This window comes from Tritonibacter litoralis (genome assembly GCF_009496005.1).
Lineage (GTDB): Bacteria > Pseudomonadota > Alphaproteobacteria > Rhodobacterales > Rhodobacteraceae > Epibacterium > Epibacterium litoralis.
In genome coordinates, this window is sequence record NZ_WIBF01000012.1 from 82,354 (window position 1) to 105,562 (window position 23,209).

Below are 23,209 nucleotides of genomic sequence, written 5' to 3' on the forward strand. Positions count from 1 at the left end.
CGCGTACCGCACAAGACCCTCCGGTGCCGAAAGGAGGCGAGATGGTAGTCAGTAAATCTCATGAAAGCGATATGGTCTGGATGTCCGGTAGCTATACCGTGCGCGACCTGTTCCTGAAGCGGGCGATTGTGCGCGAAGGCTTTAGCAAGCTGACCGAGACCACGATCGAAATCCAGTCCAAGAACAAAGCGGTGAAGCTGGATCAGCTGGTTGGCAAGACCATGAACCTGCATGTGCAGACCGCCGGTGAGACGGACCATAAATTCTCGGGCCTGTGTATCTCGGTCGAGAACATGGGGTTTCGGGATGGCTATTGCCATTATGTGGCTGAGGTCCGCCCCTGGTTGTGGCTGCTGACGCGCACAGCGGATTGCCGGGTGTATCAGGAGAAATCCGCGGTTGAGATCATCAAACAGATCTTTAACGAATATGGATTCAGCGATTTCAAAGACCGGTTGAGCGAAAGCTATGAGGCGCGGGATTACTGCGTGCAATACCGTGAGACGGATTATGACTTCATCTGTCGATTGATGGAGGAAGAGGGGATCTATTTCTATTTCGACAGTGCCACCGACAAGAATGCGCCGGAAAAGATGGTGCTGTGTGATGGGATCAGCGCGCACTCTCCGGCCACGGGGCATGCCAATATCGAATTCCATGCGCGTGACGACAATGACCGCCGCCGTGAAGATCACATTTCAGAGCTGGCCTTTGGCGAAACCCTGACAACTGGCAAGGTCACGTTGAATGATTTTGACTTCCTGACGCCGACTGCGGATCTGAAATCCAACAGCGCCATCCCAAAAGGGTCGCACAGTCACAAGTCTTTTGAGGTTTATGACTATCCCGGTCATTACCGGAAGAATTCAGGACTGGGCAGCAAACAAGCGCGGGTGCGGATGGAAGCAGAGGCGATCCGGCACAAAGTTTGGCGCGGGGCCTCCAATGTGCGCACCCTGGGCACGGGCAATACGTTCAAGCTGAAGGAGCACCCCGAGAAGGCGTTGAATGCCGAATATCTCGTGACCGATGCGATCCATTACCTGCAGATCTCGGGCGATTATGGCGAACGGGAGCAGCGCAAGACCAAAGACGGAGACAAGGGCGAGATGCGCCGCGATGTCAAACCGATGAATGTGGATTTCCCCGAAGAGGTGGGCGGTGATGCTTATTCCGCGACCTTTGGGGCGATTGAGAAGGCAGAGCAATACCGCGCGCCCTTGGAGACGCCTTGGCCTGAGATCAGCGGGCTGCATACGGCCACTGTGGTGGGCAGCAGCGGCGAGGAGATCTGGACCGATGAACATGGGCGGATCAAGATCCAGTTCCATTGGGATCGCGAAGGCAAGAAGGATGATAAATCATCCTGTTTTGTGCGGGTGGTGACTCCGTGGTCCGGCAGCGACTGGGGGATGGTTGCGGTGCCGCGCATGGGTCAGGAAGTGGTGATCCAGTTTGAAGAAGGCGACCCCGACCGGCCCATCTGTACCGGCATGTTGTTCAACAAGGACACGATGCCGCCCTATAAATACCCTGATGATCAGACACAATTGGGGATCAAGACCAACTCCTCCAAAGGGGGAGGGGGCTACAATGAGCTGATGTTTGACGACAAGAAAGACAGCGAGCTGATGCGGGTTCAGGCGCAAAAAGATCATCAGATGTTGATCAAGGACCGGTCCGCTGTGACCATAGGTCTGGATGCGCCAAGCCCTGAAGTGACCAGCGCGGATGAGAAATCCTATGTGATGACGGTGGAACAGCATGTCACCGAAACGGTGAACAAGGGCGACCGGACCGAGACGGTGAAAACCGGGGACAAGATCGAGACAATCGAAAAAGGGGATATGACCGAAACCATCAAGATGGGCGATAAAACCGAGACCATCGAGATGGGTGATCACAAGGAAACCGTTAAGCTTGGGAATTTAACGGTGGATGTGACAGCCGGAAAGATCAAGATGACCGCGGGAATGGAGATCTTGCTGCAGGTGGGGGCCTCGTCCGTGAAGATCGACAATTCCGGTGTGACCATCAAAGGTCCGATCATCAAGGTCGAAGGCAGTGGGATGGTTGAAGCCAAAGCGCCGATGACCACGGTCAAAGGTGATGCGATGCTTACCCTCAAGGGTGGGCTGACAATGATTAACTAGGTGGTGGGTATGAGTGGTCGTTTTGAAAATCTGGTGAAGGTTCCGCCAGATCCTGTGGCCAAAATGTTGTCGCATGCCAATGTGTTACTAAAAACTCCGCTGGAGGCTCCGCCAACAGCAGATGCGGCAACCGTATTGGAAGAACTGGAGCGTAAAGGCGCGTTGATCGATTTGTTGCGGGTTCTGGCCGTTGTGTTGCCCGCGCGGGAACGGGTGTGGTGGGCTTGTTTGGCGGCGCGCGATTACATTGGTCCACGGGGACCGGATGATCCGCCGTCATTGGCGAAATCAGAGGCCTGGGTGTTAGATCCTTCCGAGGAAAACCGCGATGCGGCGCGGATCACGCTGGATCATGCCTATGTGGATGATGACACTGTGAATTGCGCGTTGGCGGTGCTGTATCACGATGGGACCCTGGGGCCTGGAGATCTGCGGCAATATCCGGCGCCGGCCGGGGCTGCGGAAACTGCGGCCTTTGCCATGAATATGGTAGCCTTGGGACAATTGTCTGATAAGTTTGAAGAACACGGCCGCTTGCTGGTCGACCGTGCTTTGGATATTGCCAAGGGAGGTCGCGGTTTGGTTGCGGCTGCAGGTGAGTGACACAGGCGTGTCGGACCTGTGTTGATTGGACACGTTTGAAGAGTAGGTGAGGTAACCCATGACAATGCCCCAGGCCCGAGTCTCTGATTTGCACGCCTGTACGTTGCCTTCTATTCCGCCGCCGCCGGTTCTGCCGGTGCCCATTCCCATTATGCCGCCCTGTGCGGTGCAGGTTCTGGTGGGTAAACTGCCTGCCGCGCGGATGACGGATATGTGCGCCGCCGCCCCGCCGCATCCGATTATCAAAGGGTCCGCCACGGTTTTGATCCAGAAACTGCCCGCCGCGCGGATGATGGATAATGCGGCCTGTGGTGGCGTGATCGTCAAAGGTGAATTCACCGTCTTGGTGGGCGGGTGATCACGGATGGGCGTGCGACTGAAATTTCAAAGCTCTGGTGCGGTGCCTGGCAATGGCACCCCGGTGGTGATGAACGGGCCCAGCCTGACGGTGGGGCGCGGCGCGGGCTGCGATCTGGTTCTGCCGGATCCGGACCAGCAGCTGTCGCGCAACCATTGTGTGATCGAAGATCACAACGGCAATGTCGTGGTGGTTGATCTCAGCGCCAATGGCACGTTTTTGAACTATGCCAAGATCCCGCTGGGACGCACGCCGACGCCGTTGAACAATGGCGATGTGCTCTGTGTGGGCAATTACGAGCTGGTGGTGGAAATCGTGGAAACCGCGGCGGCTGATCCATTGGATCTGGCTCCGGCTGCGATGCCTGCGGCCTCTCCGGGGGTGGCGGAACATGCGCCGGACCCGCTGGCGCTTTTGGATGATGTGGGTCCCGGTGGCGATTTCCTGGATGATCTCCTCGGCGAAGGGCCAACCGGGCCGTCCCAGTTAAAACCTGCAGACCCCATTGATGATCTGTTGCCGCCGATGGGCGAAGAGGAAGATCCGTTTTTCACCAAACCCCAGGATGGGCGCGAAGGGGAGGGGGCCAGCCTGCCTCATCACGCGCCTTCGGCTGCGGACAGTTTTCACGCGCCGGGGGCCACGTCTTCGGTGATCCCGGATGATTGGGATGATGAGTTTCTGTCCGGTGTCGGGGATGCGCCACAAACAGAGCCTGCCCACGCCGTAGAACCGGACCCCGTTGCGCCGCCTGAGCCCGCGCCGCTTCCCGTTGCGGAGGAAGAGCCCGCAACGCCCGAGGCCGAACAGCCTGCTCCGCCTGCACCGACGCAGGCGCATGCGGATGCCATGGCGGCGATCCTGCAGGGGTTGGGGGCAGAGGATCTGAATATTGCGCCCGAGGATCAGCACAATACCTTCCTGCGCATGGGGCGGGTGATGAAGACATTGATCACGGGCCTGCGCGAGATTTTGATGACGCGCACCACGATCAAATCGGAATTCCGCATCGAACAGACGATGATTTCCGCTGGGGGCAATAACCCGCTGAAGTTTTCGATCACGCCGGAACAGGCGATCGAGGCGATGGTGCGCCCCACCACCAAAGGATACCTGAGCCCCGAAAGCGCCGCCCATCAGGCGCTGGAGGACATCAAAGCCCATGAGGTGGCGATGGTGACGGGGATGGAGGCCGCGCTCAAAGGGGTGTTGGCCCGTCTCGACCCGAAATCGCTGGAAGCCCAGTTCGAACAACGTGGCCGGATGTCTGGCCTGTTGCGGGGCAAAAAGGCGCAATATTGGGACGTCTATGAGAAGCTTTATGCTGAAATCTCGGATCAGGCAGAGAACGATTTTCACGAGCTCTTCAGCCGCGAATTTGCCAAGGCCTATCAGGCCCAGTTGGACCGGCTGAAGACTTAAAGCGCGCGCAAAGCGCTTGATTAGAGAAGGAGAGGCATTTGTCCTGGGACAGCAAGGTGCTTTGGACCGAGGGGCTGTTTTTGCAACCCCATCACCTGCAGCAGCAGGACCGTTATGCCGAGGGGTTGGTATCCGGCCTCGCGCGGCGCATTCGCCCCTATGCCTGGGGGGTGACCGCGCTTGAGATTGATCACGAGGCGTTGAAAATCGGCCAGTTTGCGGTGAAATCCTGCGAAGGCTTGACCCAGGACGGCACCGTGTTTCGCGTGCCCATGGCGGATGCCCATCCGCCTGCGCTGGAAGTGCCACAAACGGTCAAAGATTGCGTGATTTACCTGACAGTGCCGCAACGTCGCCAAGGCGCGGTTGAGGTGGATCTGACGGGGGCCGAACGCTCTGCCAGCCGCCTGCGGCCGGCCACGCAAGAGATCACGGATGTGACCTCAACCGAGATGAAACCGGTTGAGATCGACGTGGGCAAGCTACGGCTGCAATTCGCGCTGGAGGTGGATGATCTGGCGGATCTGTTGGCGATCCCAATTGCGCGGGTCATCGAAGTGCGCGCAGATCAGGAAATCATCCTGGATCAGGCCTTTATCCCCTCGTGTTTGGACATTCGCGCCGCACCTGCGCTGTCCGGTTTCCTTCGGGAGCTTGAAGGGTTGTTGGGGCACCGTATGGAGGCGCTGGCTGGACGTCTGGCCGAAGCGGGTGGCGCGCGGGGCGTGGCCGATATCTCGGACTTTATGTTGCTGACAGTGGTCAACCGGATCCTGCCACTGACGCGTCACATGGCGCAGGTGGAAAACCTGCATCCCGAGGATTTGTATGCGGCCTGTGGCATGCTGGCGGGGGAGTTGTCGACATTTATGGCGGCCGACAAACAAGCGCCGGTTCTGCCGCCCTATACCCATGCGGATCTGACCAATTGTTTTGCGCCGGTGGTGCGGGTGCTGCGCCAGTATCTGAGCGCGGTGTTGGAGCAGACCGCGATTTCGATCAAGCTGGAGCCGCGCAAATACGGCATCTCGGTTGGGGTAATCGCGGATCGCAAGCTGATCGGCAGTGCCGGGTTTGTGCTGGCCGTCAGCGCCGATATCCCGGCCGAAGATGTACGCCGCCATTTTGCGGGTCAGACCAAGATCGGACCCGTCGAAGAGATCCGGCAATTGGTGAATTCGGCCCTGCCGGGGATTACGCTCAGGCCCTTGCCAGTGGCGCCGCGCCAGATCCCGTATCATGCGGGCGTGGTCTATTTTGAACTTGATGCAGACAGCCCCTATTGGGGCAAGATGACAACTTCGGGCGGCGTGGCCGTCCATGTGTCTGGACAGTATCCGGGGCTCAAACTTGAGCTTTGGGCGATCCGGAACGGGTAAGCGGGAGCCGGTATGGCTGATTTTGACGATCCATTTGCAGAACCCGGAGATACCGACAAGACGGTGATCAAGCCCAATCCGGGTGGGCGACGACCGATGTCTGCGCCATCTCCGGCAGCGGCCCCGACACCAGCCGAGCCTGCGCCAGAGGTGCCGGAAGTGGATTCCTTTGGTGTGCCGCAGCCGGCGGCGGCCGCAGCGCCCACGCAAGCGGGCCCAAAACCTGCGCAAATGGCGCTGACGGGGATGAACCAGCTGACGGCTTGTGCGACGTCCTTGTTTGCCCTGATCAGCCGCATTCGCAACCGTGCCCAGCATATGGACCCCGACAAGCTGCGCCAAAGCGTGGTGGCCGAGGTGCGTGCCTTTGAAAACCGGGCGCTCAAGGCGGGGATCACGGCGCAGACCGTGAAGGTTGCGCGCTATGCGCTTTGTGCGACCTTGGACGATGTGGTGTTGAACACCCCCTGGGGCGGGCAGTCCTCGTGGGGGTTGCAGTCGATGGTGGGCACCTTCCATCGCGAGACGGTGGGCGGCGACCGGTTTTATGACCTGTTGGCGCGACTGGAAAAAGAACCAGCGGCCAATATCGATATGCTGGAGTTCCTTTATATGTGCATGTCCCTTGGGTTTGAGGGACGTCTGCGTGTGGAACAGGGCGGCAGTGAGAAACATCTGCAGATCCGCGCGGCCCTGGCCCGGATCATTCGCGGCCAGCGTGGCAACGTCGAACGGGACCTGTCCCTGCGGTGGAAAGGGTTGGAGCGCCCGTTCAAAGCGCTGTCGGCCTGGCGTGTGGTCTGGCTGACGCTGGCGGTGCTGGGCACCATCCTGGCGCTGCAATTCGCGGGTCTCAGCTGGGCGCTGTCACGCGATACAGAAAACGTGGTGGGACAGCTCTCTGTTGTGGAAAGCGGTCCGGTGGCCGCGTTGGAACGGCGCGCACCGCCCCCACCGCCGCCGCCGCCAACCCCAACGATCGAGGAACAGGTGGCCAAAGTGTCCGGCTTCCTTGAGACGGAGATTTCCGATGGCGTGGTCGAGGTCTTCCAAAAGGGCAATACGTTGATCATCCGTCTGGTCGGCTCTGGCATGTTTGGATCGGGTTCGGACCAGCTGCAAAAGGCGTTTTTGGATCCGGTGAACCGGGTGGCCCGGTCCCTGAATGATGAAAAAGGGCGGCTGATTGTGGTTGGGCATTCGGACAATATCCCGATCCGCTCGTCCCGCTTCCCGTCCAATATGGCATTGTCGCTGGCGCGGGCCAAATCGGTGATGTCCGGCATGGCCAAGGTGATGGATGATCCCAGTCGCCTGTCCGCTGAGGGGCGCGCTGAAAAAGAGCCCATTGCGGACAATGGAACCAAAGCGGGCCGGGCCCGGAACCGACGGATCGAAGTGTTGTTGATCCAGGAGGCTGAGTGATGCTGAGGCGTTTTGTGATCCCTTTCTTTAGCTCGATCTATACGGTGATGCTGCTGTTGGCGACGGTGCTGTCGGCCTGTATCTGGTTCTTTGCCCCCTTTATCGGCAATGACGCCTGGCGCCCGTTTGATGGTGTCACGGCGCGGGTGATTGCCATTGTGGTGGTCTGGGTGCTGATCCTGGCGATCCTGTTGACCGTCTTTTTGGTGCGGCGCAAACGCGACAAGGCGATGACCGAAGAGATCGTCGAAGCCGTTGATACCCAAAGCGATGATGACGAATGGGCCGAGGAAATCGTCGAGCTGCGCGGCAAGTTCAAAACCGCGATGAGCGAGCTGCGCAAATCCAAAAACGGACGCCGCCATCTGAAAGAGTTGCCGTGGTATGTGATCATCGGCCCGCCGGGTGCGGGTAAGACGACGGCGATTGTAAATTCCGGGCTGCAGTTCCCGCTGGCGGATAAAATGGGCAAGGCCGCGATTGGCGGCGTGGGCGGTACCCGCAATTGCGATTGGTGGTTCACCAATAACGCCGTTCTGATCGACACGGCCGGACGGTATACGACGCAGGACAGCGATGCGACCGGCGATAATGCGGCCTGGGTCGGGTTCCTGAGCCTGTTGAAGAAATACCGCAAACGTCAGCCGATCAATGGCGCGATGATTGCGATTTCCCTGTCGGATCTTTCCTTGCAGGACGAGATCACCCAGAAAGCACACGCACAGGCCATTCGCCGCCGCCTGTCTGAGCTGCGCGAACAATTGGGCGTGCATTTCCCGGTCTATGTGCTGTTCACCAAGGCGGATTTGATTGCCGGTTTCCAGGAGTATTTCGACGGGCTTGGCAAAGAAGACCGCGAACAGGTCTGGGGCTTTACGCTGGATCTGCCCAAGGGCAAATCCGACAGCAGCCCCATTGCGCGGTTTGATGAGGAATTTGCAGGTCTTCTGGGGCAGCTGAATGCGCAGCTCTTGGAGAAGATGCAGGTAGAAACCGATCCGCAGCGCCGGGCGCTGGTGGCGGGCTTCCCGGCGCAAGTGGCATCCATGCGGGGTGTTGCGCGGGATTTCCTGACGGAAGTGTTTCAGGACAACAAGTTTGAACGTCGTCAGATGCTGCGTGGGATCTATTTTACCTCGGGCACCCAGGAAGGCACGCCGATTGACCGGCTGATGCTGGGCATGGCGCAGACCTTTGGCATTGGTCGCCAGGCGATTGGCACAGGGTCTGGGTCGGGGCGGTCCTACTTCCTGACGCGGCTGTTTGAAGGGGTGATGTTCCCCGAAGCAGGATTGGTCTCTGCCGATGACCGGGTCGAGCGGCGCTATCGCTGGACCCGGCGCGCGGCGATTGCCGCAACGGTTCTGGTGTCGCTGGCGACCGGGGGGCTGTGGGTCAACTCTTTCCTAAAGAACCGGGACTTCACGGCTGAGGTCGGCACAGAGCTGGATGCGTTTCAGGCGGCTGCTGCCACTTTGCCGCCCAGCCCAATTGGCGACACCGATCTGGTGCCCGTGGTTGAGGCGCTGAATATCCTGCGGGATATGCCCGGCAACCCGGTTGTGAGCTCGCCAAAACCTGCACGCGCCATGACCTATGGCCTGTATCAGGGCGACGTCATTGGCACCCAGGCCGCGCAGACCTATCGTGCGGCCCTGAACCAGCGTCTGCTGCCCCGGCTGCTGGTGCGGCTGGAAGAGCAGATCGCGGGCAATGTGAACAACCCCGATGTGTTGTATGAAGCGCTCAAGATCTATCTGATGCTGGGGCTACAGGGTCCGATGAACCCGGATCTGGTCAAGGAATGGCTGCGGCTGGATTGGGAGCTTGTGCAATATCCGGGCGCGGCGCGGATCACCCTGCGCGACGATCTGATGGCGCATCTGGAAGCGTTGTTGGACCAGCCGATGCAAGAGATCGCGCTGAACGGTCCATTGGTGCAGCAGGCGCAGGACATCCTGTCGGAAATGCCGCTGGCGCAGCGGGTCTATACCGGGATTATCAACTCCAACAAATCCACCAGCCTGCCGAAATGGCGGCTGACCGATATTGGGGGACCTTCGGTGAAACGGGTGCTGGTCCGCAGTTCGGGCAAACCGTTGAACGACGGGATCGAGGGGATTTTTACCTATGATGGGTTCAACAATGTCTTCCTGCCCGAAGCGGTCAGCGTGGCCAAACGGGTACAGCGCGAAAGCTGGGTGCTGGGGCAGACGGCTGAGGAAAACCAGAGCCAGGCGGCGCTGGTAGCGCTGAGCCGCGATGTGCTGGACCTTTATTATAACGACTATATCACCCGGTATGATCAGATCCTGGGGGATATCGACATTATCCCCTTGGAATCCTTGAGCCATGCGGTGGAGGTCACAAATGTTCTGTCAGGGCCAACGTCACCGATCACCAATATTCTGACCGCGGTCTCAAACGAGACCAAACTGACCGAGGACCGGTCGTTGTTGGATTCAGGTGCGATCAACGAAGGCGTCGGCAATGTGGCCGCGATCGAGGCGCGCTCGGTTCTGAGTGTGGAGGCGCAGATCCTGATGGAGGCGCTGGTGGCATCCGCCCAAAACGCGCCGGGGCAGCCGTCGGCGGTGCCCGGTGAATATGTGGAGAACCGGTTCCAGTGGCTGCATGATCTGGTGGCGCGCCCTGAAAGCCAGCCCTCGCAGTTGGATGATCTGATGAACGCGCTGCAACTGGTCTATCAAGAGCTGAACAAAATGTCGTTCAGCGGCATTACATCAGGCGAAGGCGGACAGGCGCTGCTGCAGTTCCAACAGGCCGCATCGCGGGTGGATGGGCCGCTGCAACGCTGGGCCAAGCAGATCACCGTGGGCTCTTCTGGGATTACATCCGAGGGGACACGCGCCACAATCAACGCCAGCTGGCAGGCCAATGTGCTGCCGTTCTGTCAAAAGGCGCTGGACAACCGATACCCGTTTAACCGCCGTGCGCGGGCCGATGTGGCGATGGCGGATTTCTCGAAACTGTTTGCACCGGGCGGGTTGATTGACGCCTTTGTCGACGACCACCTGTTGAAACATATCGACACCCGCAGCCGTCCCTGGACCTGGAAACGGGTGAATGATGTGGATCTGGGCATCAGCCAGTCCGTGTTGCAGCAGATGCAATATGCCGCCGAAATCCGGGATGCGTTCTTTGCAGGAGCGGCTACTCCCAAGGTGCAGTTCCAGATCACAACAAAAGCGCTGGATCCAAAGGCGAAGCAGGTTGTGTTGGAAATCGACGGGGCCAAAGTGAACTATGGCCACAAAGACGGCCAGCCGACACCTGTAGCCGTGACCTGGCCGGGCTCTGTTGGGTTGGCGCGGATTTCGCTGTTGCCAGAGAAACGCGATGTGGAAAACAGCCTGTCGCGGGATGGGCCCTGGGCGTGGTTCCGTCTGCTTGATGCAGCCGAGGTGCGGCGCACCAATGTGTCGGATCGGCGGCGGGTGAACTTCCGAGTGGGCGGCCGGCTGGCGCTGTTTGAGATGCAGTCGGGCTCTGTGGTGAACCCCTTTGCCCTGCCTGCGATGGCAAAATTTAGCTGCCCGACGTCGATGTAATGACACAAGGGTTTGGCGCATATGGCAAGATCCCGGCGGTGGGCGATTTCTTTCGCCTGTCGCCGCCTGCGGGTTTTGTGCGCGTCTGGGATGCCTGGCTACAAGAGGTTCTGTCCGACGGCCAAGCCGCCTATGGCGCGGAGTTTGACGCCTTTTACATGTCGGCGCCGATCTGGCGGTTCACCTTGCCAAGAGGGGTTGCGGGCCAGGCCAAGATGTTGGGCGTTTTGATGCCTTCGGTTGATCGGGTGGGGCGTCGGTTTCCGCTGACCTTGATGCAGGCGGTGGCAACGCCCGGATCGGCCCCCACGGATCATCTGGGTGCCGAGGCGTTGTTCCAGCAGATGGAGGAGCTGGCGCTGTTGGCGCTGGAGGATAGCACCACGCTTGACGTGCTGAGTGACGGGCTGGCGCAGCTTGTGCCGCCGAACACACCCGATGCGCCGCCCCTGCGCGGGGCAGGTGGGGCAATTGTTGCCACAGGCATCGCCGCTGGGGACAGTCTGGCGCGGGTGCTGGGCGGGCAGTTGATGGCGCAGAAAATGCCAGATGCCGCCGTGTGGAGTGCGGTGTTAGATGGGGTGCCACGGTTTCTGGCCAGCCCCGGTTTGCCACGCGGGGCGGTGGCAGCAGCCTTGTTTGATATGCATGCGCCCCTGTGGAGGGAGGCCGCACCATTATGACCAACCCAAGTGATTTTCGCTATACGGTTCAGACCCATACAGGTCTGGTGCGCAAGGTGAACGAGGATGCGGTGCTGGCACTGCCGGATCATCAAATCTGGCTGGTGTCAGATGGGATGGGCGGCCATGCCGCGGGGGATTTTGCCAGCCGGTTGATTGCAGACAGTGTGGCGATGATCCCGGTCGGGCTGGACCCGGCGGCGCGGATGCATGCCCTGCGTGAGGCGATCCAATCCGCCCATCGCGCCATTGTGGCCGAAGCGGAGCGGCGGGGTGGGGGCACCATTGGCGCCACGGTTGCGGCCCTGTTGGTAGCAAACGGTCATTTTGTGGTGCTGTGGGCCGGGGACAGCCGTATTTACCGGCTGCGTGGCGGTCAGTTGGAGATGTTGACCACGGATCATTCCGCCGTGGCGGAATATGTTCTGGCGGGCAAGATGACCTGGGATGAAGCCGATCAACACCCGCAATCCAACGCCATCACCCGTGCGGTTGGCGTTGGCGAAGAGGTTGAGATCGACAAAATCCGGGGCGAGGTCGCAGCCGGTGACCGGTTCCTGATCTGTTCGGATGGGCTGACAAAATACACAACCGAAGCGATGTTGCAGCAGATGTTATCCGCAACCGCGTTGGAGAATGCGGGCGACGCGCTGATGCAGGTCGCGCTGACCGGCGGCGGGGCCGACAATATCTCGATCATTCTGGTGGATGTGGTTTAAGGCTGCGCGGTGATCAACATCCGCGTATCCAGCGAGGTGATCCGGTCCGTGTCCGCGGCGGCGCTGGTTTGCAGGGCTTCGGCAAACCCTGTGGCGCTTTCGGTGGTGGGGCGCATGCCTTCGAACAGGGGCGCATTGGAATGGAGCACCAGAACCTTGCTTTTGCCCAGCGATGTGTCGTCGACCTGAAAGGCGATGCCGCCGTTGGTCTGTGCCTCCTCCAGATCAAAGGCGACGCGCACCGGCACGGCACCGGTCTGCCCTGCGCGCAGATCCGCCACCGCATTGTCGGGCCGACCGATATTGGGCAGCAGGTGGAAGACGTTGCCAGAGACATCCAGGATTGAAACCGTCAGGAAACCGTCAGTCATATCCGCGGGCATCACCACGTCAATCACCGGGTTTTCACCTACGTAAAACCGCCCCGATGGGTTTGGATTGCCTTCACCACCCACGGAAAAGGCAAAATCCACCGTGCTGGGCGGCGCTTTGGGCAGATGTTGTTCGATCACACACAGCGCCGGGTTCAGCACATCCACATCCAGGATCACACGGCGGGCCCCGGCCTCAGCCCGGAGCGCGTCAAACAGGGTGACGCGGGTGGCGGTATCGGCGACGGGACCTTTGATTTGCAGCGGCTCAGCCTCGGCATAGCCGATGCCAGAGGCGGGCGCATTGGCAAACAGCGGGCCGCAATTGGCGTGTTGGTCCAGGATTTCGGTCACTGTCTCTTGGGTCAGGACCGGCAGTTTGAACGCAACCTCAATCGGGCCCTCTAGCGCGCCGGGAAGCTGCCCGCCAAAGGCCTGTTCCAGCATCGCGGCCTGATTTGCATCTGTGGCCGAGGCGGTCAGCGTACCGCTGTTGCCCGAAAGGCTGAGTTTCCAGGTAGGCAGCGGCGCGACGGCGGCCAGAACGGTTTCGATATCCAGGGCCCAGCTGTCGGCAATATCTCCGCGGGCAATTGCCAGATCGGTTTGCGTTGCGATGTCTGCAAGCGTGGTGCGGCTGGTCTCATCCGGGACAAAACCGCTGGCAGAGATGGTGCCGTCGGCCTTTTCCACCACCAGCGCAAAGGGGTCTGCGACGGGCAGTTTTTCCCCAATCACGCCGTCAAGCGTACCGGACACATAGGCGCCAACACCGCCGCCCACCAGAACAACAGCCGCCAGCACCAGCGGCAGGCGGGACTTGGGTTTGGGTTCTTGTGTCGCTTCCGGCTTGGGCGTTGGTTTGCTGGGCGGTACGATGATGGTGGCTTCTTCAGCCTCCGGTTCTGGCGCGGCATCGGCAACCGGATTGTCGATGAACCGCACAACCTCAGCGGCGGATTGGAACCGTTTGGCCGGATCCGGGTCGCACATGCGGTTGATCAGCGTTTTCAGCGGTTCCGGCAAACCGTCGGTGTCGAGCGGGTTTTTCTTGTTCTCGACCACCTCCATCGGGTTGTTGCCTAGCTTGGGGGCAGCGCCGCGGAAGTTGGCAAGGATCAGCGCCCCCAGCGAATAGATATCTGAGCGCGCATCTGTCTGACCGCTGAGCTGTTCGGGCGCGGCATAGGAATATTTGCCCGCAAATTCATTGCCAACGATGGTTTCCGCACCGGGGTTGGTGTCTTTGGCAATGCCAAAATCGATAATCACCGCCTGGGCCGGGTTGCCGCCGCGCAGGATGATATTGTCGGGGCTAAGGTCACGGTGAACGATATTGCGACCATGCGCCGCCTCAAGCCCCTGGGCGACGCGGCGGCAGACGATCAACAGATCCTCCTTCGCCATCGGCCCCTGTTTCAGCTTTTTATCCAGCGCCGGACCATCCACAAAGTCCATCAGCAGATAGATATGCCCATCTGGCGTGCGGTGGTTTTCGGAATAGCGCACCACCGCGTCATGGCGGATCTCGCGGATGTTTTCCTCGCGCGCCAACAGGACATGGAAATCCTCATTGGCGGCATGTTCGCGTTTCAAAACCTTAAGCGCGACCAGATTGCCAGAAATCTCGGACCGGGCCTTGTAGACATCAGAGGTGCCGCCGCGCCCCAAAAGACCTTCGATCCGATAGGTATTGTTCAGAAGGTCACCCGGTTGAAACAGGTCACCGGGCAGGGATTCCAACATCGCGGCCTCGTCCTTTGTGTGGGTCTAAGCCGGGGATTAGCCGAGCGCCTGGAATTCAACGCGACGATTTTCATCGGCGCGCGGATCCGCAGCGTTAAAGGGCGCGGTTTCTCCCAGGCCGATCGCCTTGAGCATGGTTTCCGCAATCCCGCATGAGCTGATCAGATGCCGCCGCACCTCTTGGGCGCGCAACAGCGACAGACGCTCGTTATATGCGGCAGAGCCGGAGGAATCCGTATGGCCGATGATCTGGAACACGGTGCCATCCATCAGTTTCATCGAGGTGCACATGTTGGCCAGCTTTGGTTCCTGATCGGCGCGCAGCGCGGCGCTGTCGAAATCAAAGGAGATCTGAACGTTGATCTGAGTTTCCCGTTCAACCGGGGTATATTCCTCGGTTGCGGCGGCGATGGTGGTGCCCTGAACCGCTTCGGTTGTCGCGGTGCCAACATTGGTATTGGGCACAATCACCAGGCCGCGGGTCTTTTGCTTGCGGAAGGCTTCGGTGATCTCTTCAACGCTCAGCTCTTCTGTTGCGGCCTCCTGGGCGTGCGCGGGCACGATCCCTAAAGACAAAATAAAAACAGTGGCTTTTGAAAATTGGCTGAGACGGAGCACGTGCCGACCCTCCTCGTTAACAACACAGTTGAGCCAAGTGTATACCACCCCTTGGGGGCTGCCAATGGGAAGTGCCGATAATGCAATTCACATTTTCAGTTCTCTCTCTTTACCTCGCTTATGCTTCTCGCGCAAAGTGGGGCCGTTACACGTGACTGAGGGTATCGATGAAGCTTCTTCCTGCCATCATTCTGGCAATTGGGCTGGTTCTGGCGCCGGTGATCTGGTTTGCCCTGTCTTGGGTGATGACACCCGAGGATGGTTTTCAGGGGGCCTCGATTGATTCTGGGGCCCGGATTGATATCGAATTGCTGCGCCAGCAGATCGAAGACCTGCAAATCCGTACCGAAGAATTGGAAAGCGAACTGGCCCGCCTGCCCCAAGGAGGGGGGGCGGCCCCGGGCCCTTTCGTCCCTGACGAAGACGCCGAGCAGCAGATCCTGGATCAGACCGAAGGGGCGGATCTGGACTATGCCCAAGTGGTTTTGATTGCGGATCGGTTGAACGTCAATCGCGGACTCAAAGTGACCGGCGGGCGTTATTTGACCGAACGTCTGGGCCGCCCGCGTGAGGATCTGAGTGACACCTGTCAGCCGATGACAAACCCCGATCTCAAAGAGAAGCTGGTCACCGAACGGGTTGGGCCCATCCGCGTCAGCATGCTGCGCCCGGCAATCGAGAGCTTGAAGGTGGTGTTTGACAACATCCGCCGGGCGGATCCGGATCTGTACAACCGTATCAATACGGCCGGCGCCCTGTGTGTTCGGCGTATTCGCGGCACGCAAAATGCGCTGTCGACCCACAGCTATGGTCTGGCGGTCGATCTGAACATTGACGGCAAGCTGGACAACTTCACCGATGGCAAGACCCAGCTGGGCCTGACCATTATGGCGGATTTCTTCTATGACGAGGGCTGGGTCTGGGGCGCAGGGTTCCGGCGCGAAGACAGCATGCATTTTGAAATCAGCCGCCGCCAGCTGGACGCCTGGATTGCCGAAGGCAAACTGTGATCTTACTCCTCAATCCCATACGCGCGGCGGATGCCACGTTGGGTGCCGGGGCCAAAATCACCGTCAATCGCACCTGAATAGAAGGCTTTTTCCCGCAGTTTGACCTGCAGCGCCCGGCGTGTGGCAGGTGTGAACATATTGGGCCGTTCGCTCAGCAGGTTCAACACATCCGAACTGCCAGAGCGCAGCGCAGCATAAAGATACAGAGCCGCATCCTCCGGTCCCTTGGACGGGATCAGCCCATCGTCAATCAGGGCCGCAAAGTTAAACTGCGCCTGTGGATGGCGCAGGTCGGCGGCGCGTTCAAACAGACGCAGGGCCTTTTGCGGATCCGCGGGCAGGCCCAGTCCCCCCTGATAGTGCAGGAAGCCCAGATCATTGATTGCATCGGCAAAATTCTGGTCTGCCGCCGCCCGATAGAGGGCCAGCGCTTTTTCGTGGTCGGGCTCGACACCGGTGCCGCGTTCATAAAGCTTGGCCAGTTCGAACTGTGCCTCGGGTGAGCCGGCATCTGCCGCACGCTGCAGGAATGAAACCGCCGCTGCGGGATCAAACCGCCCTTCGTTGGGGTTCAGCCGCATATAGGCCAGACCCAACATCGAGCGGGTGTCGCCCAGATCCGCCAAAGCCAACAGCTGCTCTTCTTGGTCGGGGCGAATGGCGGCCCAAGCTTCGCTGGCTTTGCTGGACAATTCCGGCTGTCCTTCGGCGGCACCGGCTAGGTAAAACGGGATCCCGGTGAGCGAGCCATAGGTATGCGGTTCCTGCAAATTCCCGGTCTGGCGCAAAACGCTGTCGCGAACCTGTCGGAACATCAGGCTGATCTCCAGCCCGGGCTCAACCATCTTGTCCATCAGGGCCAATGCAAAGGGGCTGTTTTTACCGCTGCCATCCAGGGCAACCTGCCCATCCTTGGCGGCAAAGGCCACCAGGGTGCCGCGGTCCGGGTCCGCCGGGGCAAGCCCGCCACCACCACGGGTGGTTTGCGTGCTGGCCACTTCGGTGGTCAAAGCCTGTACCGGATCGATGGCATCACCCAGCGGGTTGTCGCGGCAACTGTCCAGGATCACGATCCGCATTTTGCGGGCCCGATCGACGGCCGCCAGCAGTTGTTTCAGCGATACGGATTGGCGTTGAACGTCCTTGTTGCTTTGCACCTGCGCATCGACGGGGATCAGGAAGTTTTCGCCCTGAACTTCGATCCCGTGGCCGGCAAAATAGACCAGCGCCAGATCGGCGACCTCAGACCGAAAGGCGAAATCATCCAAAAGCTGGTTGATCTCGGCACTGCTGGCATCCACGGCAAGGGTGACATCAAACCCAATCGATTGCAGCGTGGCGGCCATGTCTTTGGCATCATTGGCGGTGTTTTCAAGGCTTGGCAGTGCTTCGTAACTGGCCATGCCCAGAACCAGTGCGACACGGTCCGGGGCGGCTGAGCCTGCCTGCACCAGGACCACAAAAAAGAAAACCGCCGCACGGCAGAGAGAGAATAAGCGAGAAACCATGTGCCCAACCCAAAACAATGACCTGCTGCCATCTTATCTTGGAACGCAGCCATTACCAATACGATGTATAACGTAAAAGGGATCCTCTGATCGGTGTGTGTTGCCGACAGAGGGTGTTTTGGGCTGGGATATCACCACAAATGAAACAGCCGCCTGCGGGGCAAGCGGCTGTCGCTTTTAGACTTCAGCAGGGTCGCTTTGGGTGCGCAAACGTTTGCGCAGCTTTTCCAAAGTTACACTTTCGCTGGCATGTTCCAGGTCAGCGATGCCGACCTCTTCGTTATGAGCCCGCAATTTTTCAAAGAAATCCGACATGCCCGCCAGAGTTTGGGACACAAGGTCAAAATCTTGCAACGCGCGGATTTCCTGGCTGTTTGGCTTGGTGCCACGCTCAAAAACCGTCAGAACAACGTCTTCGAGCACCTGCACTTTTTCTTGGAGCTGGCGCATCTCTCGTGCTGAAACAGCACAAAGATCATTGATGGCGTTTTCTGATTGTTTCATCGTTACAAACGACCCACAACTTGCTCAATCGACTGTTTCATCGTCGCAACCGTAAAGGGCTTGCGGATAATGTTGTTGAGGCCCAGGCGTTTGCCGACTTCGATCACCTCGGGGGTGGGTTTCCCTGTAACAAGGATGAAACCGACCCGTTGAGTCACGCGGTGTTCGCGCAACGCTTTCAGCAGGCCCAAACCATCCATGCCGGGCATGTTGTAATCTGAAAGCACCAGGTGCACGGGTGTTTTGGTCAGCTTTTCAAAAGCCGACTGCCCGTTGTTTTCCACCATGTAATTGCTGATGCCCAACTCGTCCAAACATTGAGTCAGGATGCCACGGCTAGTGGACATGTCATCAACGACCATTACTCTCAACTGATCTTTCAGGCTCATGTTTTTTCCTCATTTGCTCGCTTTTTGCCGTAACGCTCAGGTGTCTCCACCGGCTGGCGTGTTGATGTAAGTTGTAATTCCTGCAGTCTTGAAATGGGCCGATGCGGGACCCGACATGCGTTCAGAATGGCCAATGAACAAGTACCCGCCAGGGTTCAACGCACGCTGGAATGCGCTCCAGACTTTTTGCTGGGTTGGATTGTCGAAATAGATCGCGACATTCCGGCAGAAAATGGCGTCGAACTTTCCCTTGAAGGGGAACGGCTGGATCAAGTTCAGGGTGCCAAAAGTGACCATCGATGTGATGCTGGACGGCATCGTATCACCAGTCAGATCCTTGGGTCGGTATTCGTGTGGCAGCTGCGCCAATTCATCCATTGGGTATTTCGCCGTCTGCGCCTTGCGCACAATCACCGGATCGATATCGGTTCCCAGGATCTTGGCGTCCAGGCGATCCACATCGGGACACATGGATCGCAGCAGCATGGCAATGGAATACGGCTCTTGTCCCGAAGAACAGCCAGCCGACCAGATCCGCAACCGTCCACCACTGCGGGCTTTGGCTAGAACAGGAGGCAGCACATCATTCTTGAGGGTTTCAAAGTGATGCGGTTCCCGGAAGAAATGGGTTACATTTGTCGTCAGAAGCGACAGCAACTCATTCTTTTCGTTTTCCGCATTCGGACCATCAAGCTGTTTGATGTAATCTTTAAATTTATCGATCTTCAAATGCCGCAAGCGCCGCGCCAGCCGGGATGAGACCAGTGGTTTTTTGCTGCTCGACATCGCCAGCCCAAAATGCTTGTGGGCATATTGGGAGACGATCTCGAAATCGGCGTCGGTCATGGACAAATCCTGACCTTTGGGATCGATAGGGCTTGCTATTGTCACAGTATCACCTGTTCCGGGGCGGTGATGACCGCATCAAGGTTGATGATACGCACCATGGTGTCATTGTGGGAAATAATCCCTTGGATGTATTCCATGGTGTTGCGGCTATCGACCTGTGGCGTATCCTGAATTTCTTCCGGGTTGATCGAAATGATCTCGGACACAGATTCCGCCAGCAGACCCACTTGTTTGCCGTGAACCGCTACAACGATGACAACGTTGCGCTCGGTGGCTTCGGTCTGATGCAGTCCGAAACGTGCCGACAAATCATAAATTGGGATCACCGCACCGCGCAGGTTCATTACACCCAGCACATCGGATGGTGCATGTGGCAGAATGGTGACCGGCGACCAGCGACGGATCTCTCGGATCTGAGTGATTTTCAGACAGAAGGCCTGGCCCGCGACAGCAAAGCTCACGAACTCGCTGTACTGGGTGTGTTTGACCTCGTGATCAGACTGTTTAACTTCAGCTTGCGATGGCATTACTCATTCTCCGCTCGGTGTCAAAGGCGGCTGCTGTGGGCGAGGCCGCAATGATGCTTTCAGGATCCAGGATCATGGCGATTTTGCCGTCGCCCAGAATGGTTGCTGCAGCGACGCCGGGAATATTTCCACAAACGCCATCCAGGCTTTTGATCACAACCTGGCGTTGATCAAAGATATCGTCGACGGCCAGTGCACTGCGTTGACCAGTCTCTGTTTCCACCAGAAGGTAAACACCCGGCGGTTGGTCATTGCAGTGGCGCAGACCCAATGCTCCGGCGACATCGCAGATGGGTACAAAATTACCGCGAATGGACAACAAGGTGCCATCAGCGCCCAGGCTGTTGATCATATCGTCGCTGCCACGCATGGTTTCGACAATTGATGTGATCGGCACAACCATGGTTTGGTCCGCAACCGAGACAACCATCCCATCCATCACCGCCAATGTCAGCGGCAGGATAATGGTAAAGGTCGATCCCTGACCTGGTGTCGAAGAGATGTTGATCCGCCCACCAAGGCCGGTCACGGCGTTTTTCACCACATCCATTCCGACGCCGCGGCCAGACAGGTTGGACACTTCTTTGGCCGTGGAAAACCCTGGCATGAACAGGAGGTTATCGATTTCAGCGTCCGTCAGCTCGGCGTTTTCCGGGATCAGGCCTTTTTCGATCGCGATCTGTTTGACACGTGGGCGGTTCACACCCGCACCATCGTCCTTGATCTCGATACAGACGCTGCCGGAGCGGTGTGATGCCGTCAGGCGAATTTCGCCGGCCGTTTCCTTGCCTGCCGCTTCCCGATCTTCGGGTTTTTCAATCCCGTGATCCACAGCGTTGCGCAGGATGTGTGTCAACGGATCCGACAAACGTTCGATGACGGTCTTGTCGACTTCTGTTGCCTCCCCTTCGGTCACCAGTTTGGCTGTTTTGCCAGTGGCCGATGAGGCTTCGCGTACAATCCGTGCCATCCGCTGGAACAACGGTTTCACGGGTTGTGCGCGAATAGACATGACACCTTCCTGAATGTCACGCGCCAGGTTTTTAAACCCTTCCAACTCGGTCTCGACGTCGCGCACATCGCCAGCATCCAAATTGGCAATTTGCTGTGCCAGCATCGAGTGGTTGATGATCAGTTCCCCAACGGCATTAATCAACCGGTCTACCCGCTCAAGATCGACACGAAGCGTGGGCTTGGGGCCGCGTTGCTCCGACTTGGCGGTCTCTGCCTTTGGGGAGGAAGCTTTCTCTTCGACGACGGCCGAAGGTTCTGCTTCTGGTGCGGGAACCGGCGCTTCAAAAGGGGCTGAGGGCTCCAGTGCGGGACCCGCGTCATCACCTGTTCCAAATGCCGCGTCCAGGGCCGCCAAAGCATTGACTTCATCCGCGGCGTCACTGTCTGAGGAGATCGACAGCTCACACAGACCTTCGACAAATTCAAAGATCGCCTCGATGGACGAACGTCCTTCGGTGGATTTCAGTGTCAGATCCCAAGAGATGTAGCTTTCGGCGACATCGATGGCGTCAAAGCCTGGCAATTCGGCATCGTTCAGTTTGACCTCAAGCTCGCCGAGTTCGGAGAGCGCCTGGAATAAAAAGAACGGCTCGTTTCCGGTGCCATACATTTCTTTCAGCGGGTGGAAGCGGATCTCATAAGTCCGTTCCTTATCCTCGATGATTGGCGCGGGGGCAAAGCCGCCGCCCATACCGCCACCTAGACCCATGGGTTCAAAGGTGAGGTCTTCCTCCTCCTCGGGAATGTATTTCTGCAGCGCTTCGATCAGCACATTATGATGGGCCTCATCCGTGGAGCCCCCATCGCGTGCCGTTGCCACCAGATCCGCAAGGTGATCGCTGGATCGTAGCAACAGTTGGATTAACGCCGAGTCAAACTGCAGTTTACCACTGCGCAACTCATCAAACACGGTTTCGAATTTATGCGCAAAGCCCACCAATTCGTCCAAACCAAAGGCACCGGCGCCACCCTTAATCGAGTGCACAGCTCGGAAGACCGCGTTTACAACCTCTTGGTCGTGTTCGCCACCTTCGATGGCGGTCAGACCCTCGTCCATTGCTTCGAGGAGGTCTTCACACTCCTCAAAGAATGTATCTTGAATCGACCCAGACATCTTATGCCGCTGCTCCTGTCACACGCTTCAGAGCAAAGATCAGGGATTGGTCGTCAAAAGGTTTGGTAATCCAGCCAGTTGCGCCTGCACTCCTGGCGCGGGCTTTCAGTTCAGGCGCGCTTTCGGTGGTTAGAACCAGGATCGGGACCTTGGAGTTGATGCCAGTGCCGCGCAGTTCTTCAATCACGCCAAAACCATCCAAGTTCGGCATGTTGATATCGGTGATCACGACGTCCGGAGCGACGCTTGGATACATGTCGACCCCTTCGCGGCCGTCAACGGCGCTGTGATATTCAAAGCCAGCCTCTTCCAGGGCGGCCGCAAGCAGATTCCGGATGGTGCGGGAATCGTCGATTGCCAGAACTTTGGTCTTCATGCTGTTTCCTCGTCTTCAAATCGGGTGGGCTCCAAACCCAGGAGTGTCAGGGATTTGCGGCAAGTTTCGCCAATGTTGACGACAGCAAAACCAAGCCCTTCTGAACGCCACTGCTGTTCTGCGCTAAGCAGAAGCTGCAGACCGCGAGAAGGCATTACCTTTACGTTGCCGCAATCAATTTCCACCGCTTGGGCCTGGGCCCCGCGCAAGAAATTGGTGAGCGGTTCAAGCTCCGAAAATGGATTCGGCAAATCCAGTGAGAATTTTTGTATTTCCATCGACATGTCCAGCGATTCGCACCCCCGTTGTTGGCGACAGATTGACTTTCGATGAGATATTCCTAGAGCGCGGGCCTTAATATTTGATTGCCGCCCCGAGACAGCGTGGCGTATTTTTTCACAAGAGGCGCTAGCGGTTCATTTTCAATTTTTCAAAAATCTCAGCTAAATGCACCCATGCTTCTGCAAGAACGCCCACAATATGAATATATGTGCCAGTTTGAAAATAGACGGGTGGCAATGGGATCGGTCTGCCTGCGAAACGAAACCAAATTCTGATTCTTCTAGTTTGTTGTTTGTTGCGCGAGGAACTGGATAAGAAAACCCGCAGTAAAATATCTACATCGGCCAATGTGCCTGTTGATGACACGAATCCTGCGGGCATGGGCCAAGGGATTCTGGTATCGCCGCTCCTGACATACTTAATATGCATATCAGAGGCTTATTTTACGACGCAACTCTCTTGGGCGACGCAACAAAGCCTGTAAGCCCGTCATATGTAGTGTCGCGCTGCGCAGTGATGACGAGAAATTGCGTAATTTCCATCTTGCGTAAGGGTTTGCTTTACCACTGACTTCTATTCTCAGTGCA

Annotated in this window: 21 protein-coding genes; 10 read left to right on the forward strand and 11 right to left on the reverse strand. The window is 58.2% G+C overall.

All coding sequences use genetic code 11. The features are described 5' to 3' along the window. The first annotated feature begins 41 nt into the window (after positions 1-41). Genes GFB49_RS16760 through GFB49_RS16800 form a run of 9 tightly spaced genes read left to right on the forward strand, consistent with a single transcriptional unit; the run spans position 42 to position 12,314 of the window. A complete protein-coding gene (locus GFB49_RS16760; RefSeq protein WP_153217089.1) occupies positions 42-2,153 on the forward strand; it encodes a type VI secretion system Vgr family protein in 2,112 nt (703 codons plus the stop codon). A gap of 9 nt (positions 2,154-2,162) precedes the next feature. Then, on the forward strand, positions 2,163-2,756 hold the full coding sequence (locus tag GFB49_RS16765) for a DUF6931 family protein (protein ID WP_153217090.1): 594 nt from the start codon (positions 2,163-2,165) through the stop codon (positions 2,754-2,756). Positions 2,757-2,814: 58 nt separating this feature from the next. Further along, the gene (locus GFB49_RS16770) at positions 2,815-3,114 is read left to right on the forward strand and encodes a PAAR domain-containing protein (RefSeq protein ID WP_153217091.1); all 300 of its coding nucleotides are present in this window, start codon (positions 2,815-2,817) and stop codon (positions 3,112-3,114) included. Positions 3,115-3,120: 6 nt separating this feature from the next. Next, entirely contained in the window at positions 3,121-4,536 is a 1,416-nt protein-coding gene (gene tagH / locus GFB49_RS16775) for a type VI secretion system-associated FHA domain protein TagH (protein WP_153217092.1), read from the forward strand. Between the two features lie 38 nt (positions 4,537-4,574). Then, the gene (gene tssK, locus GFB49_RS16780) at positions 4,575-5,915 is read left to right on the forward strand and encodes a type VI secretion system baseplate subunit TssK (protein WP_153217093.1); all 1,341 of its coding nucleotides are present in this window, start codon (positions 4,575-4,577) and stop codon (positions 5,913-5,915) included. A gap of 12 nt (positions 5,916-5,927) precedes the next feature. Continuing rightward, positions 5,928-7,340 carry a type IVB secretion system protein IcmH/DotU gene (icmH, locus tag GFB49_RS16785; protein ID WP_153217094.1) on the forward strand — a complete coding sequence of 471 codons (1,413 nt, stop codon included), beginning with the start codon at positions 5,928-5,930 and terminating at the stop codon, positions 7,338-7,340. Further along, a complete protein-coding gene (gene tssM / locus GFB49_RS16790; protein WP_153217095.1) occupies positions 7,340-10,912 on the forward strand; it encodes a type VI secretion system membrane subunit TssM in 3,573 nt (1,190 codons plus the stop codon). The genes icmH and tssM overlap by 1 nt, the downstream gene beginning before the upstream one ends. Further along, positions 10,912-11,595: a type VI secretion system-associated protein TagF gene (gene tagF, locus GFB49_RS16795; protein WP_153217096.1), complete on the forward strand. Its 684-nt coding sequence runs from the start codon at positions 10,912-10,914 to the stop codon at positions 11,593-11,595. Before tssM ends, tagF begins: the two co-directional genes overlap by 1 nt. Continuing rightward, complete coding sequence (locus tag GFB49_RS16800) at positions 11,592-12,314, forward strand: PP2C family protein-serine/threonine phosphatase (RefSeq protein WP_153217097.1); 723 nt, start codon at positions 11,592-11,594, stop codon at positions 12,312-12,314. The genes tagF and GFB49_RS16800 overlap by 4 nt, the downstream gene beginning before the upstream one ends. Here the strand turns inward: GFB49_RS16800 and GFB49_RS16805 are convergent. Both GFB49_RS16805 and GFB49_RS16810 read right to left on the reverse strand, forming a co-directional pair. Then, complete coding sequence (locus tag GFB49_RS16805; protein ID WP_153217098.1) at positions 12,311-14,431, reverse strand: serine/threonine protein kinase; 2,121 nt, start codon at positions 14,429-14,431, stop codon at positions 12,311-12,313. The two genes, GFB49_RS16800 and GFB49_RS16805, sit on opposite strands and share 4 nt — an antisense overlap. A gap of 36 nt (positions 14,432-14,467) precedes the next feature. Then, entirely contained in the window at positions 14,468-14,992 is a 525-nt protein-coding gene (locus tag GFB49_RS16810; protein ID WP_343032615.1) for an OmpA family protein, read from the reverse strand. Between the two features lie 224 nt (positions 14,993-15,216). Between GFB49_RS16810 and GFB49_RS16815 the strand changes: the two genes are divergently transcribed. Next, complete coding sequence (locus GFB49_RS16815) at positions 15,217-16,059, forward strand: M15 family metallopeptidase (RefSeq protein ID WP_153217099.1); 843 nt, start codon at positions 15,217-15,219, stop codon at positions 16,057-16,059. A gap of 2 nt (positions 16,060-16,061) precedes the next feature. Here the strand turns inward: GFB49_RS16815 and GFB49_RS16820 are convergent, their stop codons facing one another. The 9 genes from GFB49_RS16820 to GFB49_RS16860 all read right to left on the reverse strand — a co-directional run bounded on the left by GFB49_RS16820 (position 16,062) and on the right by GFB49_RS16860 (position 23,003). After that, entirely contained in the window at positions 16,062-17,567 is a 1,506-nt protein-coding gene (locus tag GFB49_RS16820; protein ID WP_153217100.1) for a caspase family protein, read from the reverse strand. A 177-nt stretch (positions 17,568-17,744) separates the two neighbouring features. Continuing rightward, on the reverse strand, positions 17,745-18,071 hold the full coding sequence (locus GFB49_RS16825) for a hypothetical protein (protein ID WP_153217101.1): 327 nt from the start codon (positions 18,069-18,071) through the stop codon (positions 17,745-17,747). Positions 18,072-18,073: 2 nt separating this feature from the next. Further along, on the reverse strand, positions 18,074-18,460 hold the full coding sequence (locus GFB49_RS16830; protein ID WP_153217102.1) for a response regulator: 387 nt from the start codon (positions 18,458-18,460) through the stop codon (positions 18,074-18,076). Between the two features lie 36 nt (positions 18,461-18,496). After that, entirely contained in the window at positions 18,497-19,351 is an 855-nt protein-coding gene (locus GFB49_RS16835; RefSeq protein ID WP_343032616.1) for a CheR family methyltransferase, read from the reverse strand. Next, entirely contained in the window at positions 19,348-19,836 is a 489-nt protein-coding gene (locus tag GFB49_RS16840; RefSeq protein WP_153217104.1) for a chemotaxis protein CheW, read from the reverse strand. The genes GFB49_RS16835 and GFB49_RS16840 overlap by 4 nt, the downstream gene beginning before the upstream one ends. Next, positions 19,820-21,964, reverse strand: a complete 2,145-nt coding sequence (locus GFB49_RS16845; RefSeq protein ID WP_153217105.1) for a chemotaxis protein CheA — start codon at positions 21,962-21,964, stop codon at positions 19,820-19,822. Before GFB49_RS16845 ends, GFB49_RS16840 begins: the two co-directional genes overlap by 17 nt. Before the next feature lies 1 nt (position 21,965). Beyond that, a complete protein-coding gene (locus GFB49_RS16850) occupies positions 21,966-22,340 on the reverse strand; it encodes a response regulator (RefSeq protein WP_153217106.1) in 375 nt (124 codons plus the stop codon). Continuing rightward, complete coding sequence (locus tag GFB49_RS16855) at positions 22,337-22,624, reverse strand: STAS domain-containing protein (RefSeq protein ID WP_153217107.1); 288 nt, start codon at positions 22,622-22,624, stop codon at positions 22,337-22,339. The genes GFB49_RS16850 and GFB49_RS16855 overlap by 4 nt, the downstream gene beginning before the upstream one ends. A 124-nt stretch (positions 22,625-22,748) precedes the next feature. Continuing rightward, the gene (locus GFB49_RS16860; RefSeq protein WP_153217108.1) at positions 22,749-23,003 is read right to left on the reverse strand and encodes a hypothetical protein; all 255 of its coding nucleotides are present in this window, start codon (positions 23,001-23,003) and stop codon (positions 22,749-22,751) included. Positions 23,004-23,209: the final 206 nt, after the last annotated feature.